This is a genomic window from Clostridium homopropionicum DSM 5847 (assembly GCF_001263795.1).
Classification (GTDB): Bacteria; Bacillota; Clostridia; order Clostridiales; family Clostridiaceae; genus Clostridium_H; species Clostridium_H homopropionicum.
In genome coordinates this window covers 1-14,786 of record NZ_LHUR01000023.1, presented here as the reverse complement: position 1 = coordinate 14,786, position 14,786 = coordinate 1, and the positions used below count along the sequence as shown (strand labels likewise).

At 31.0% G+C, this 14,786-nt stretch carries 14 protein-coding genes and 1 rRNA gene; 14 read left to right on the top strand and 1 reads right to left on the bottom strand.

The window, feature by feature from the left end:
- Window positions 1-254: 254 nt before the first annotated feature.
- Window positions 255-695 (top strand): hypothetical protein, encoded by a 441-nt coding sequence (locus tag CLHOM_RS10235; RefSeq protein ID WP_052221611.1) that lies wholly within the window; start codon window positions 255-257, stop codon window positions 693-695.
- A 162-nt stretch (window positions 696-857) separates the two neighbouring features.
- Window positions 858-1,313, top strand: a complete 456-nt coding sequence (locus CLHOM_RS18530) for a hypothetical protein (protein WP_200903911.1) — start codon at window positions 858-860, stop codon at window positions 1,311-1,313.
- A 128-nt stretch (window positions 1,314-1,441) separates the two neighbouring features.
- Here the strand turns inward: CLHOM_RS18530 and CLHOM_RS10225 are convergent, their stop codons facing one another.
- Entirely contained in the window at window positions 1,442-1,627 is a 186-nt protein-coding gene (locus tag CLHOM_RS10225; RefSeq protein WP_052221610.1) for a hypothetical protein, read from the bottom strand.
- A 222-nt stretch (window positions 1,628-1,849) separates the two neighbouring features.
- On the opposite strand from CLHOM_RS10225, the gene CLHOM_RS10220 reads away from it, so the two are divergent.
- From CLHOM_RS10220 to CLHOM_RS10165, 12 genes are all read left to right on the top strand, one after another.
- The gene (locus CLHOM_RS10220) at window positions 1,850-2,707 is read left to right on the top strand and encodes a heteromeric transposase endonuclease subunit TnsA (protein WP_052221609.1); all 858 of its coding nucleotides are present in this window, start codon (window positions 1,850-1,852) and stop codon (window positions 2,705-2,707) included.
- Window positions 2,688-4,847: a Mu transposase C-terminal domain-containing protein gene (locus CLHOM_RS10215; protein WP_052221608.1), complete on the top strand. Its 2,160-nt coding sequence runs from the start codon at window positions 2,688-2,690 to the stop codon at window positions 4,845-4,847. The genes CLHOM_RS10220 and CLHOM_RS10215 overlap by 20 nt, the downstream gene beginning before the upstream one ends.
- Window positions 4,819-6,501 (top strand): ATP-binding protein, encoded by a 1,683-nt coding sequence (locus tag CLHOM_RS10210; RefSeq protein WP_052221607.1) that lies wholly within the window; start codon window positions 4,819-4,821, stop codon window positions 6,499-6,501. The genes CLHOM_RS10215 and CLHOM_RS10210 overlap by 29 nt, the downstream gene beginning before the upstream one ends.
- On the top strand, window positions 6,501-8,210 hold the full coding sequence (locus CLHOM_RS10205) for a TnsD family Tn7-like transposition protein (protein ID WP_242846761.1): 1,710 nt from the start codon (window positions 6,501-6,503) through the stop codon (window positions 8,208-8,210). The genes CLHOM_RS10210 and CLHOM_RS10205 overlap by 1 nt, the downstream gene beginning before the upstream one ends.
- Before the next feature lie 525 nt (window positions 8,211-8,735).
- Window positions 8,736-9,599 (top strand): hypothetical protein, encoded by an 864-nt coding sequence (locus CLHOM_RS10200; RefSeq protein WP_052221605.1) that lies wholly within the window; start codon window positions 8,736-8,738, stop codon window positions 9,597-9,599.
- A gap of 28 nt (window positions 9,600-9,627) precedes the next feature.
- Window positions 9,628-10,221 (top strand): hypothetical protein, encoded by a 594-nt coding sequence (locus tag CLHOM_RS10195; protein WP_052221604.1) that lies wholly within the window; start codon window positions 9,628-9,630, stop codon window positions 10,219-10,221.
- A gap of 75 nt (window positions 10,222-10,296) precedes the next feature.
- Window positions 10,297-11,103, top strand: coding sequence for a Shedu anti-phage system protein SduA domain-containing protein (locus tag CLHOM_RS10190; protein WP_052221603.1), 807 nt, complete (start codon window positions 10,297-10,299; stop codon window positions 11,101-11,103).
- 102 nt (window positions 11,104-11,205) lie between these two features.
- A complete protein-coding gene (locus CLHOM_RS10185; protein ID WP_200903910.1) occupies window positions 11,206-11,949 on the top strand; it encodes a hypothetical protein in 744 nt (247 codons plus the stop codon).
- Window positions 11,950-12,552: 603 nt separating this feature from the next.
- Window positions 12,553-12,930: a fluoride efflux transporter CrcB gene (crcB, locus tag CLHOM_RS10180; protein WP_052221602.1), complete on the top strand. Its 378-nt coding sequence runs from the start codon at window positions 12,553-12,555 to the stop codon at window positions 12,928-12,930.
- An 82-nt stretch (window positions 12,931-13,012) separates the two neighbouring features.
- Entirely contained in the window at window positions 13,013-13,267 is a 255-nt protein-coding gene (locus CLHOM_RS10175; RefSeq protein WP_052221601.1) for a pro-sigmaK processing inhibitor BofA family protein, read from the top strand.
- Between the two features lie 153 nt (window positions 13,268-13,420).
- The gene (locus tag CLHOM_RS10170; RefSeq protein WP_052221600.1) at window positions 13,421-14,308 is read left to right on the top strand and encodes a hypothetical protein; all 888 of its coding nucleotides are present in this window, start codon (window positions 13,421-13,423) and stop codon (window positions 14,306-14,308) included.
- 345 nt (window positions 14,309-14,653) lie between these two features.
- A 16S ribosomal RNA gene (locus CLHOM_RS10165) occupies window positions 14,654-14,786 on the top strand; the annotation flags it as partial.

Genomic DNA, 14,786 nt, shown 5'->3' with positions numbered 1-14,786 from the left:
ATTAGTACATAGGAGTTAGATTTTAAATAGATGTTATATATGTATATAGGGTTAACAAAGAATAAAACAAAAAAATATTTGAAATTTTAAAAATGTATTGGAGAATTTTGAAAATTAAGTGGTAGAAGTATTTAATAATTAAATAATAATTTCAACAAAAAAGTTTATAAAAACTTGATAAGAATATGCAGCCCTATTTATATTATATAGAGTTTAAGAAATAGGAATTTTATAATATAGGGAGGGCTTATACTATGCATTTAAAACCAGAAGAAATTTATTCTAAGTTTAATGAGGTAAATATTAAGATTAAGATTCCCAAGGGATTGTTATTATTATTGATACGGCAGATAAATAGGCATCTAGAAGTTTTAAGATATGAAGAGGGAGTTATAGATGACTTTGCAATCCATGAAAATATCGCCAATACAGAAATGATAATGACTAAAGTACTTATTTTAATGGCTGAACCGTACAATAGGAAGGAAATTTTACTTGAACTAAATATAGCAGAATTTTTAGTTTTGAGGGAGTGTGTACACTTAAACTTACAATTAATGGGCATGCACAACCAGAAATATCAGGACTTTGTACGGCAAATAGAAAGCATATATTCTATGCTGAATAAAAAGGATATAAAGGAATATAGGGATTACATTAATAACTATAAAGAAAATAGGGCTACTTTAAACTGATAGAGATTTAAAATGTTGGCGACTTGTTCGCCAATATTTTTTGTAAGTTAAAATTAATATTATTGTAACATAGTCTTAATATTATTCTGCTTTTTTGGAAGTTCTAGAAAATTTTTATGTTATGCTAAAAATAAATAAAGGGAAAAGTGAGGCATATACAAAATGGAAAACAATATAGTAAGTTTAGATAATTTTAGATTAAAAAAAATTGAACAAAAGCATAAATCCACCCGTGGTTTTCATCTTAAAGAAAGAAAAAAGAAATTATATCTTACTGAAAAAGAAGTAGAGATTTTATTAGATTTCCTCGATGAAGATATAGGCTATGCAAACGAAGAAGAGGAAATGTTTATAAAACAGAATGAATGGAAGATAGTGGAGAATTGCAGAAAAGATAGACAGGATTGTGAAAGAATTAAAAAAATAATAGAGGATAATATAGAAACCTATGAAGATTATGTTATGTTAGAACGTGATGACATAAGTTTTCTTGATTTAGAAATACACATACGTAATTCTAGCACAGATAAGGAAGAAGAAGAAAGAAATTTTAAAAAATATGAAACAATAATGAAAAAATTCGATGAAAAATTAATAGATAAAAGACCCATTATATGAATTCATAGGGGTAAAGGAGCAAAGGGTTTAGGATTATACCAGAAATTGCAATATGAAAAAACTACACTCTCTGCTAAATAAGAAAAGGCGTTAGGGGATTATGTCCTGCTAATGCCTTTCTTATTACTTTAATCATCTTTTTCATATAAGTTTTGCATTTTACTGGTGAATGACAATAATGCAATAAATGAAAAACCTACGAATAAGCCTATAACAAAGCGTATAACAATGTTTTGAATGGTTACAACAAAAGGTATTAAGAATATGTTTGCTAGTATAAGCAATCTTATAGTTCTAAAAATACTTCCTTTCATGATACTTAAATGCCTCCTTGTGCAAGTAATACATAGAATTTTACTTGGCCACTATACCCTATTTCAAATTGAAATTTAACGTTTAAAATAAAGTTGTTGTATGATAAAATTAAAGTACACAGAACGAATGGATTAAAATGCCATTGACACAGACATCTTAAAGATGCCTTGAGGTCAGTGGCATTTTTTTATTTGCAATTTTAAAGTATTGGAGGTAATTCAATGGCTAAAAGAAGCAATGATTGGGATTCAAACAAATTAAATAGATGGATAAAGGAAGGCAGGGGTCAGGGAGAAGGGAAGGAATATAAGCCTTGGTTAACTGTGCAGGATTTCCCTAGTATGGGCAGGGTAACAAGAGTTTTTGGGTGGACAACACAAAGAATACATCATTTTTTTTCAGATACGCAATTAAAGTATTTTTATTTACTAGATTGGGAAGAAAGAGTCATTGATATTCGAGAGCATTATCCCCTTATAGATTTAGAAGTAGTGTTAAAAGATACATCGGATTTAAGACTTGGTAAGTTTATAGACAGGAAAACCAAGGAGCCTTATATACTAACTACTACATTTTTGATTACACTATTGAACTCTGATGGAAAAAAGAGTTTTGCTGCAAGAAGCATAAAATATGCTTCGGAATTGTCTAAAAAGAGTACAATCGAGAAACTGGAAATTGAAAGGAGGTACTGGAAGGTTCAAGGAATTGATTGGGGCATTGTGACAAATAAGGACATTAATGATGTCAGGGCAAAAAATATAGAATGGGTTCATTCAGCGATGAATTCTGATGACTGCAACGGTCTTTCTAAGGCTGAGTTTGATGACTTGTTTGACGGTATTTTATACAGATTTATTGATAATAAGCAGAGCATAAAGAACATTATAGCAGGATTTGAAAAAGACTATTCACTAGATGTCGGAATGGGATTACTATTATTTAAACGTTTAGTTGCAGAGAAAAGAATAGTTCTAGATATGGATAAGCCTATCAATCTTAGTCAAACAGGGAAATCAGTTTACATACCTGAAATAAGTGACAAAGGGGGAAATAATGATGTTAAGGTATACGGTTAATTCTTTAATAGAATGGAAAGACGGGACTGAAAGTACTAGCATTGAGAGACTTCTGTGGATTGATGATGAAATAGCCTATACAATAGATGTAAATAAAAATAAAGTCCCTTATATTTGCAGATTAGAGGATATAGAAGATGCATTGGCTGGGGGGAAGGCAGAAATAAAAGATGATGACGAATTTATAGTTGTGTTAAAAGAAGAAGATATACCTGAAAAACATAAGGAAATTAGGGATAGGGCGTGGGAAGTAATTAGGGATATGGTAGATAAGGAGCCAGATATTTTTCAATCCACTTTTAGAGGGAAGTTAATTAAAAGAGCCTCCGAAACCTGTGGATTAAGTGAATCATGGATTCTGGAATATTTAAAAAGGTACTGGAAAAGGGGAAAAACTTGCAACGCTTTATTACCAGATTACCGAAACTGTGGAGCAAAGGGCAAAGAGAGAAAGGCTGGAAATGTGAAAAGAGGAAGACCTAGAACTAATCAGTCTATTATAGGAGAAGGGGTAAATGTTACTGAGGATATAAAAAGAATCTTTCGTATTGCTGTAAATAAATACTACTATACCACAGCAAAAAATTCTTTAACATTGACTTATGAACTCATGAGAAAAGAATATTTTTCGGATGGTTTTAAAGAAGAAAATGGAGTTAAGATACCAATTATAAAGCCTCAGGCGGAAATTCCATCCTTTGGGCAGTTTAGGTATTGGTTTGAGAAGGAGCGAAATATAAAAAAAGAGATAACTAGCAGATACAGCAATAAAAAGTATCAAAAACAGTATAGACCTATAATAGGCAGTTCTTTAGATGGAGTATTTCAACCTGGGCAATTTGAAATAGACTGTCAAGTAGGTGATGTTTATTTAGTATCACGGTTCAACAGAAACTGGGTTATAGGTAGGCCTGCCATTTATGCAGTAATTGACAAGTTCAGTAGACTAATATGTGGTCTATATATTGGATTAGAAACAGGTTCTTATGCAGGAGCCATGATGGCGCTTTTAAACGCAACCATGAATAAAGTAGAGTTTTGTAAGCAGTATGGTATTGAAATAGAGGAGAAGGATTGGCCAGTACATCATCTTCCAGAGACTATTATTGCAGACAGGGGAGAATTAGAAGGAGGAAATATTGATAACCTTATTAATACTCTAAATGTGAAAGTTCAAAATACTCCACCTTATAGAGCAGACCTAAAATCAGCAGTTGAAAGGTTCTTTGGACTTACAAATGAGCGAGTAAAGCCATTTGTGCCAGGTGTTGTGGATTTAGATGGAAGGGAACGAGGGGATAAAGACTATAGGATAAAAGCAAAACTGGATTTATTTCAATTTACTCAGATAATGATAAAATGCATTTTATACCACAATAATCATTATCATTTGGATTACTATAAGCGTGATGAAGATATGGTTGAAGATAATGTTTCCTGTATTCCAATAGAACTTTGGAACTGGGGTATTGCAAATCGAGGTGGGACACTTAGAACAGTTCCAGAGGATGCTGCAAAACTAGCACTGATGCCTTCTGATACAGCCACTATGACTGCAAAAGGGATTAGGTATAAAGATATTTATTATGCAGCAAAGTCTATGCTAAAAAACGGAGTATTTGCTGATGCACGAACCAAGGGAACACGGAAAATTAAAATAAATTATGACCCACGTAATATGGATTACATCTATGTCTATAATGATAACCCTAATGAATACGAGAAATGTTTTTTGGTAGATGCTAACAGCAGATATAAAGATAAGGCATTTGAAGAAATAGAATACTTATTAGTAGTAGAAAAAATGCAGCAGCAAAAGAGCAAAGATAATGTAGCACAAGCCAAGACTCAATTAATTGCTGAAATAGAAGACATAGTTCAACAAGCAGAGAAGGACTACAAAACAGAGACAAGCGTAGTAGAAAGTGACAGACAGAGAGTAAAGAATATAAGAGGGAATCGGAAGGCGGAAAAAGCAGTTAGAAGATTGGAAGAGGTTTTTGATTTAGGAAGTGCTAATGAAGACCATCAAAGCATTCTAGATGAAAAAGAAACAGAAGAGATGGATACTCTGCAATTGCTGTTTCAAAAACAGAAAGAGGTGATGATGGATGAAGGAAGTGATGATACCGAATGGTAGTATAGCAGTAGAGGCAGAGTATACAGAGCAGATAATTCCAGATTATAAAGGCAATCCATTTATTGAATCTCTTCCTAATCTCCTTTCCGCCCAAGAGGCAATTGAAAGATTGGCTTTTTATCCCGAATTTAATAAAAGTGAAAGATTGCTGGACAGTCACTATCGTATTCATATGGTAGACAGATTATTTCAGGTTTTTCAGCCCCTCCCTATGAGCATAGAACTTGAAAGAAAGATTTCTCGTGCAATAAGGCAAGGATACCTTTCCCGGAATCCATTTAGCAGCAAACTGGCTCAAGGGTTTAACAGAGATTATCATGAGAATACTAGTAACCTAATAAATAATAAAGATTTTTATTCAACTTCACTAGGATTTTCTTTGATAGGAATATCAGGTTTGGGAAAGACTTCTTCTCTTAATAGGGTACTAACTTTATATCCTCAGATAATTGTGCATTCTGAATATCAAGAAATTCCTTTTTCGATGTATCAGGTAGTATATCTGAAATTGGAATGCCCCCATGACGGCTCAATTAAGGGACTCTTATACGAGTTTTTTGCTGAAATAGACAGGCTTCTTGGAACCAATTATCATGAAAAAGTAATGAGGACAAGACCAACTGTTGATGTGATGATGACCGTCATGAATCAGGTGGTAAGAAATTGTGCTCTAGGCATTTTAGTTATTGATGAGATACAACATTTAAGTATGGCCAAATCTGGTGGAAGTGAAAAGATGTTAAATTTCTTTGTAAACCTCGTAAATAATGTAGGGGTACCAGTTATTTTAGTGGGAACCCCAAAAGCAATCAAAGTCCTTCAGGGAGACTTCAGACAGGCACGCAGAGGGTCAGGCCTCGGTGGCGATATGGTATGCGATAGGATTCAAAGAGATGGGGTGTGGGACTTATTAGTAGATTCTATATGGCACTACCAGTGGATGAGGAAAGAAACGCTCCTTACCCCTGAAATAAGTAATGTTTTATATGAAGAAACCCAGGGGATACCTGATTTATTAAAAAAGGTTTATGCTATTGCTCAAGCCCATGCTATATCGACAGGAAAGGAAGAGATAACTCCACAAATTATTAAAAAGGTAGCAAAAGAGAATTTAAAACTAATTCAGCCAATGATTACTGCATTGAAGACGAATAATCTGAGAGAAATTATTAAATACGAGGACATCTATATGGCGGATATTGATTATACAGATTATTTAACTCGGACGAGAGAATCTATTAACCTGGACTTGCGGGCTAAGGAGATAAAGAAAGAACAAAAGAAACTAAGGCAAGAGGGCTCTATAGGGGTAAAAAAAGAGGCACTGATAAAACTTGTTGAGTTAGGTGTAGATATTAAAAAGGCACAAAAAATAATTGATGCTATGTTTTCTAAAAATCAAGACTTAGGTGCAGATGATATGGTAAAAGGTGTGCTAGAACAACTTAAGGATGAAGAAGTAGAGGGGATAGGGAAAAAAGGAACAGGTAAAATGGAAGAAAGAGAATCAGGGCGAAATGCTGTAAACTCATCTGATATTCGAACCATTGTTGAACAAGGCAAAAAGGATAATAAAAGTGCTTATGAGGCTATAAAAGAATCAGGATATATTGTAAGTTTTGAAGATGATATTTTTTCCAAGGGGGTGATATAGTGAACTTTTTTCCTACACCTTATCCAGGCGAAATATTATATAGTACGCTGGCACGATACTGTATGCGAAGTGGAAATATAAAAGAAATCCATAATTTTGAAGACTTATTCGGAACAAGGAATTGTATAGCAGTTATGGAACTGTCTACACAATTAGATGCACTAATTGAAAATATGCCTGTCGGTACAAAATATACAGCAGAATATTTTATTTATAAGCATACCTTATTTCCTTTTCTTGCAGCATTTATCCCAAAAGAACGGGCTGAAAAGATAATTGGAACTATGAGAAATGGTGAAGGGGCAGTTTCCTACATGAGGATAGGTCTAATATCAAATTCTATCAATTTAAATAAATACTTTCGATTTTGTCCTGAGTGTTTTAAAGAGGACATAGAAAGATTTGGAGAGCCATATTGGCACAGAAGTCATCAGGTTACAGGGGTATTTGTATGTTTAAAACATAAGATACCCCTTTGTGATAGCACAGAACTCATAAGGGCAGGTAACAGACAGAGGTTTATTAGTGCATCCCATGAGAACTGTATAGTAGAAAAAGAAATAAGGTATTCAAATGATTTGATGGAGAAGATGCTTTTGATGGCAGAGGATTCAGAAATACTTTTAAACAATCAGTTTGGATTTAGGGAAGGTGAATGGTTTAGAAGTCAGTTTCGGGTTAAATTGATAGAAAAAGGCTATGCAAGGATGAACAATTATATTCACCAAAAGAAGTTAAAACAAGACTTTGTGGATTTTTATGGTCATGAATACTTGGCACTTGTTCAATCCCCTGTATCAGTTAATAGCGGAGGTTGGCTATCTGATATGGTTAGAAATAATGATAGGACAACCTATTCAATAAGGTATCTATTATTAGCGAGGTTTCTCGAAATTCCAGTGGCTGATTTATTTAATACAAAACTTGGCTCTAATGATGAAGATGAAAACAATATTGATGCTTATCAGGAACTGTGGGACCAGAGGTTGATAGAACTTACCCAGTCAGGACTATCAATCCGAGAAATATCAGATATATTAAAGTCATCTACAAAAACAATTAGGAAGGCTATTGATAGGTTAGGAGTAGAAGAGTTTTGGAAATTTAATGGTGGTGGAAAATATCTTCACAGCAAGTTTACTGATACAGAAGAATTTAGAATGAAAAGGGAAAGGTTAAGGGAAAAGTGGCTTGAACTCCATGCTCAATATCCTGATAAAAGTAGTAGCCAAATTCGTAAAAATAACGATGGAGTTTATGCATGGCTGAAAAGATATGATAGTGAATGGATGGAAGAAAACTATCGCAGAATAAAAACAGTAGTTAACACTGTTGATTGGGATAAAAGAGATGCTGAATTGCTTCCTAAAGTTAAGGAAGTGATAAAAGAAATGAAGGAAGGCAAGCCTGAAAGGATAACATGGTCAACTATAGGAGGCAAGTTAGGGATTAGCGGCTGGCTCTCTAAAAGGAAGGAGAAACTCCCATTGACAAAGGCATATATAGACTCAGAATTAGAAAGTCTAGAAGAATTCCATATAAGAAAAATAAAATGGGGCATTGAAGAATTAGAAAGGCAGGGAAAAGAAATAACATTATGGAATATAGCAGAAACAGCATGTGTTAAGCCAAGGTACATGGAAGGGATTTATAAGGAAATTAAGCAGATATTAAATAACAGAGGATATGATTGCAATTTTAAATTTTAGGGTAAAGTCACATATAAGGATAAAAAATTCCTTAATGTGGCTTTTGTTTATAAAACCCAAATAATAGACTTATTTGAAGGTAAATAGAGGAAATTATGGGTAAATGGCGAATATTTTATATAGATGCGTTTTGGACTAATATTTGAAAGCAAAGTGAAAGATATTATCAATGAAAATGTATGAAAAATGTAAAGTTGAAACGAATTTAATATAGAGTTGCGATTTAAGTAGATTTACAATCTATTTGCAAACACACAGAATTAATACCTTGAGCGAGGATTCTAATAGACCTTGCGAGAACCATATGAACTCTAATATGAGCCTAAAGGAGGGATGTCTTATGAAATTAAATAACATATTTAATATTATTAAATTCCATAGATATGCGGGACTCTCTATAAATCTTGGTATAATAGGACTAAACTTTGCTTGGGGTTCTCGCTGAAGGTATTACTATAAAATACTTATGATATAAATAAAACTTTTATTTAAATGTAAAAAATGTTTTAAGGGAATGAGAGAGATATGATAGGTAAATGTGCTTTATGTTATAGGGAAAGGGAACTCCAATTAAGTCACATTATTCCTAAATTTGTAATCCGATATTTAAAGAAAACATCTGTTGGAAATATTAGAAGAACTGATAATCCTAATAAGGTTGTGCAAGATGGGGAGAAATACTATCTATTATGTAAGGATTGCGAAGAAAGATTTAATAGTGCAGAAACACTTTTTGCAAACAAAGTTTTCTATCCATATTTAATAGATAATAAAGAAGAATTTAAATATGATGAATGGCTTTATTATTTTATTACATCAGTAAGTTGGAGAAATCTATATTTAGATATAACTAATTTTGTAAAAGTCGGAGATATTCAAATTGATGATTTACATGTTCTCATAGATAGTGAAAAGATTATGAGAGACTATCTTATGAAAAAAAGAAATGACATGGGTAATATTAAAAATCATATATTTTTCTTTGGAGATATTAGAGAGGCGTATAAAGAGTTTAAACAACAGAATCCGCATGTGGCTTTTAGCAGAAGTGAAGGAGGTCATACGTTTTATAATTCTAAAAGAAAAACATACATGAGTATATCAAACCTTATGGGAATAATTCTAATTACAATATATAAAATGCATTCAGAAGAATATTGGGAGAACACAGAAATATATAATTGCAGGGGAATAATTAGAGCGAAAAATCAGTACATCAAAAGTGTAGTTGGACAAGAGTTCTTTGAATGGATGAAAGAAATAAATGAATCACAGTTGAAGTTAAATTCACATCAGAAAGAGAAAATTGTTAAAAATATAATAGAAAATAAAGAGGAGTTTATAAATAGCAAGATATTTGAGCAAATGATGAAAGATAGAAAATCATAATATCCATTTTATATATGGGGGGAGATGAATGGAAGTAAAGAAACATCCTAATGAAGATGAAAAAGAATTTTTAACCATAGGATATAACAGGTTTTATGACTTGTTTGAAGAAATGATAAATGATGATTTTTGGTTTAAAGAAGATGAATATCGACTTTTTAAAATAAAAGAAATATTTGCAACGTATTTTGAACTATTGAAATATCCACCTATACAATGGATTATCAAAAATCAAAAAAGACCAAATTTTAGTGATGTAGGTAAAGCCTTGTTTAAATTTATTAGAAACGTATTACTGCATTTTCCATACTTTGATAAATGGGATGATATTTGGGTTATGAAATCGCTAATTACTTTATATTCTAATAAACCACAGTTTATAGACCAATTTCTAACGAAATATGAGTTTAAAGAAGAGTTTAAATATAGGTTTTGGGAACAAAAATATAAGAGAATGACATATATAAGTATTAATTTCCCTACAGAATATAGTATGAATAAAAAAATCTTTCTTAAAGATATTTTAACTGAGAAAGATGGAGTAAAATTTTCGCTTATTTTTATGTATAACATTTTAGAGTCCCAAATTGATAGAAGTAATTTTAATCTAGAAATTGAGTAAAGTTAAAATCTTAAACAACAATAGATTAGTACTTTATATAACTAATTAATATAAGATTATATTGGGAGAGTAACTATGAGGATTTATGATAGAGATTATACTAAATTAACCGAAGATGAGATAAATGAATGGGAAATGCTTAAGAAAAAAGAAGTGGTAAAGACTACAGGAAAATTTAATATTAGAAAATCAATGTTTAGGAAATATCCCAAAGCAGTTAGACATTATTTAAGTATATTTCCTAATAACTACTTGGATATAGAAGATTTAAAAAATGAAGATATGCTTAAGACTAGTATTTCTAATTTCTACGATTTTTTAAGTAATGAAAACATTATTGAGAGTGATATTGCAAAGTTTATTAAGAATAATAAAGCATATTTTATAATTGGTTCTATTTTAAAATCAAATTATAACTTTGGGCATCATGATGCATTTATTATACCAGAGTTTATGTTGGGAAATTCATACAAAGTAGATTACCTACTCATAGGAAAAAACTCAGGTGGATATGAGTTCGTCTTTGTTGAGTTAGAAAATCCATATGGAAAAATCACCTTAAAAGATGGAAATTTAGGAGATACTTTTAGAAAAGGTATAAAACAGGTATTTGATTGGGATGAATGGCTTGAGTCAAATTATGTGTCACTCAGAGAAACTTTTCAAAAATATAAGAACCCAAATGAACAGTTGCCTAATGAATTTTTTAGCCTTGATAAAACAAGAATACACTATGCAGTTGTTGCTGGAAGAAGAGATGCTTTCAATCTAAAAACATATAAAGAAAAACGAAGATATTTAGATAAGCATAAAATTCTTTTACTGCATTATGATAATTTATGCGATAGTGCAAAAAGTACCATTGGTAAGCCTACTTATTAGTTAGACATATTTTTTATTGTTCCATTATCTTATTGATAAATAGACTTTTTTATATACTAAGATTTCAAAAAATAGAGATTATCCTATAAGAGGAGATATAGAATGGATAAGTACAGTGAAGTAATTACAAATTATTTAGGTAGCACAGATAAAAATTTATGTGATGACTGTTTATCAAAATTGTTGAGCATCGAACCACGTCAAACTATTAATGCTGTTTGTAATAAATTATTTAAGCAAGATATGATAAACCGTTGTAAAGGCGAATGTTCATACTGTAAAAAGATTAAAATAGTAAATGGTGTTGGTCATACGTATAATAACGAAGTGGTAAATCATGAAGTAAACAGTCAGAATCATTGCCCGAATCTACAAAACACAAATAATAATGGCGTTTTTTCAAGGCTCCCTTTTGATGAATTTGAAAACAGAGTGGGATTATATTTAAATAGAAAACTTAAGGATAGTTTCTATGAAAAGCCATTAATTGTAGGTGTTAATAAAGTTCATAAGTTTGATTTGGTTTCATTGGATAACTCCATTGTGGCGGAATGTAAAAGTTATACTTGGACAAAGGATGATAATTTTCCTTCTGCTAAAATATCAACTGCAATAGAAGCAGTCTTTTATCTTTCTAGAATAATTGCTGAAAGAAAAGTTATAGTTTTCCAAGATGATTTTAATAAAAAAGGAGAAAGTCTAGTAGAAACTTTTATAAGAAGATATGATGGAATACTTGATGATGTTGAAGTATGGAGATATTTAGTCGGAGAATCAATTGAGTATGATAGAATTCAAATAAAACGGGAAGGAAAAGAATGCTGGTATAAAAATCTATATAAATAAACGATAATCTGAAATCAGCAATAAATTTATATATAATGGTATCCCTATTCCCTTGCTCCTTACCCCTTGTTCCTGTATCTATGTCTCCATCAAATAAAGTCCTATCATTTTGCAAATTCATTTTAAAATGCAAATAAAGTTGTTTCAGGAAACATGGTTTATTAGGGTTAAGGAAAGCCCTGTAGGCCATGTTTTTTATTAGAAGTTTACGACGGATATAGAATAAGGAGACAAGGCTAAAAGTCAGATAAATCAATGGATTGAAAGATTGAATGAATAAGAAAATGGAAGAATAAATGGACAAAATCTCCCATTATCCCTAGTTCCTAAATCCTATTATTTCCTCAATCCTAATAGAACTTTATTTTCATTTTTTGCCCTGATTTTTAAGAAATACAAGTACTTTGAAAGACAGGTTCAAGGGAAAAGGGCTTAAATGGAAAATTAGGGGTAAAAAAACAAGCCAGTGGTATCAAGGGTTTGAGGGGTGTTGGTGAGAGAACTTTATTTGAAAAAGGTGAGGAGTTTGTTTGATGAACACAATAAGTACTCCTACTTTAAATTTAAAGTAGGAGTTTATGGTTTTTGAGAGGATGTTAGTAGATGATTAATTTTTTATATGTAGGTATAGGTGGATTTATAGGAGCTACTTTAAGATATATGATATCTTTAAATTCACCAAAATATTTTGGAACTGGGTTACCTTATGGAACTTTAATGGTCAATGTAATTGGAGGCATTTTAATAGGATTTATAATGGAGTTGAGTTTATCTACTGATTTAGTATCTCCTAATTTTAGATTGTTTCTTACTACAGGAATCATGGGCGGATTAACTACATTTTCAACTTTTAGTTATGAAACGATAAGCCTTTTTAGTAGTGGAAGTTATACCTTAGGTATTTTAAATACATGCTTAAATTTATTTTTAAGTTTAGGCGGTGTAATATTAGGAAAGTATGCTGTTTCATATATGGTATAGCTTAGATTTTTTATAAAGCATACATAAATTATATATAAACATAGTATATAATTTATATATGCTTTATTTTTTGGAGGTCTTTATGGATTACATAGTTTTTTTTATTGGAGGATTAATACTATTATTTTTAATTGTTAAGCTGCTAGCATGGCCCCTAAAAATTCTATGGAAGCTTTTGATTAATGGGGTATTAGGAGTAGTTTTATTAATAATAGTAAACTTTATTGGAGGATATTTTGGATTAAGTATTGGAATAAATCCTTGGACTGCAATTATTGCAGGCTTCTTCGGTATTCCAGGAGTGATATTTCTAATTTTGTTTAAAATGTTTTTTTAGGGGAATTGGCAAAGAAGTCAAACTAAATATATTAATATTAAAACCGCTGATAAAAATCGGTGGTTTTTTACATAATATTATAAGTAATAATGGCTTTAATTTATGATCTAATATATAATTTAATTGGGATCAGGTGTGGAAGGAAGATGCTGTATGAATAAGATAATAAGTAAAGCCTTTGTAGGGATAATATTAATATTATTATTAATCTTAAATTTAGTTATTATGTTAAGATTTAATAATGTTACAGAAGATATAGGAAGAAATTATGAAGAATTGAATCATCTAAAAAGGGATATTGACAATTTATCGAAAGATTTAAATAAGCTTTCTGAAAAACAAGATTGGGTTAACAATAAGGAATATAAAATTATAGAAATAAGTGATGATTATAAAACTGTTAAAATAATGATACAAGGAAGTTTGAAGGAATTAGATAATAATTCGGATGTATATTTATTATATGGAAAGGCAGCTGATGACTCAACTGATGATATTAAATGGATAAAAACCCACTTAAGTATTTCTTATGGATTAGGGTTTTCTAAAAAGTTAGATCTTCCTTACCAAGAAAATTATAAGTTTAAAATATTAGAAGAAGGATCAAATAGATTAAGAAGTGAAGAATTATTTTACATATCTTTTAAAGAAGATGTAGAGAATAGAATGACAACTCATGTTTTTAGTAATAGCAAAACAAAAGATTTTATAACACTAAATTTAAATATAAACAATGATTATAAGGGATTGGAAAAATTAAAAGTAAAGAATATTAAAATAAATATATATAATGGAAAGGATATAGCTAAAACAGTATTAATTTATAGCAATGGTAAACTTGTGGAAGATAATAATGAATTAAACATCAATACTTCAACTGCGTATAGTGATTCTGACAAAAATAAATACTTTAATATTGAAAGATTAAATTATAATATAAAAATAAAGGATGACATTAAGAATGATACTAATCTTAAATTTGAGACAGAGATAGAAGATTATATGGGAAAAAAATTTAACTATAAGGTTAATGATGATTAATAAATTAGCACAAGAAAGCCTATTTAGGACTTTTTATATTCTTAATAAAAAATATAAAAATTATATTGACATTAGGTATAGTAAATGATATACTAACTAAGTCGCTACAATGTGGCGAAACAAATGGTCTTTGAAAATTAAACAGAATTAAGGTAAATAAATGCCAGTCAATAACTGTAATTGAGTAAGGATACTCAAAATGAAGTTATAGAGAAGCGAAGGAAACTCGCTCAGCGAAGCTGAGGAGTGCTCAAAGAGTAAGCGACTATCATCAAATCATAGATTTGAGATATCTGCTTAAGCGATTCGCACCAAATTATAAATTTGGGCTCTCTGCTTAACTTTTAAATTGAGAGTTTGATCCTGGCTCAGGACGAACGCTGGCGGCGTGCCTAACACATGCAAGTCGAGCGAGGGGAGTTCTTCGGAACAAACCTAGCGGCGGACGGGTGAGTAACACGTGGGCAACCTGCCTCAA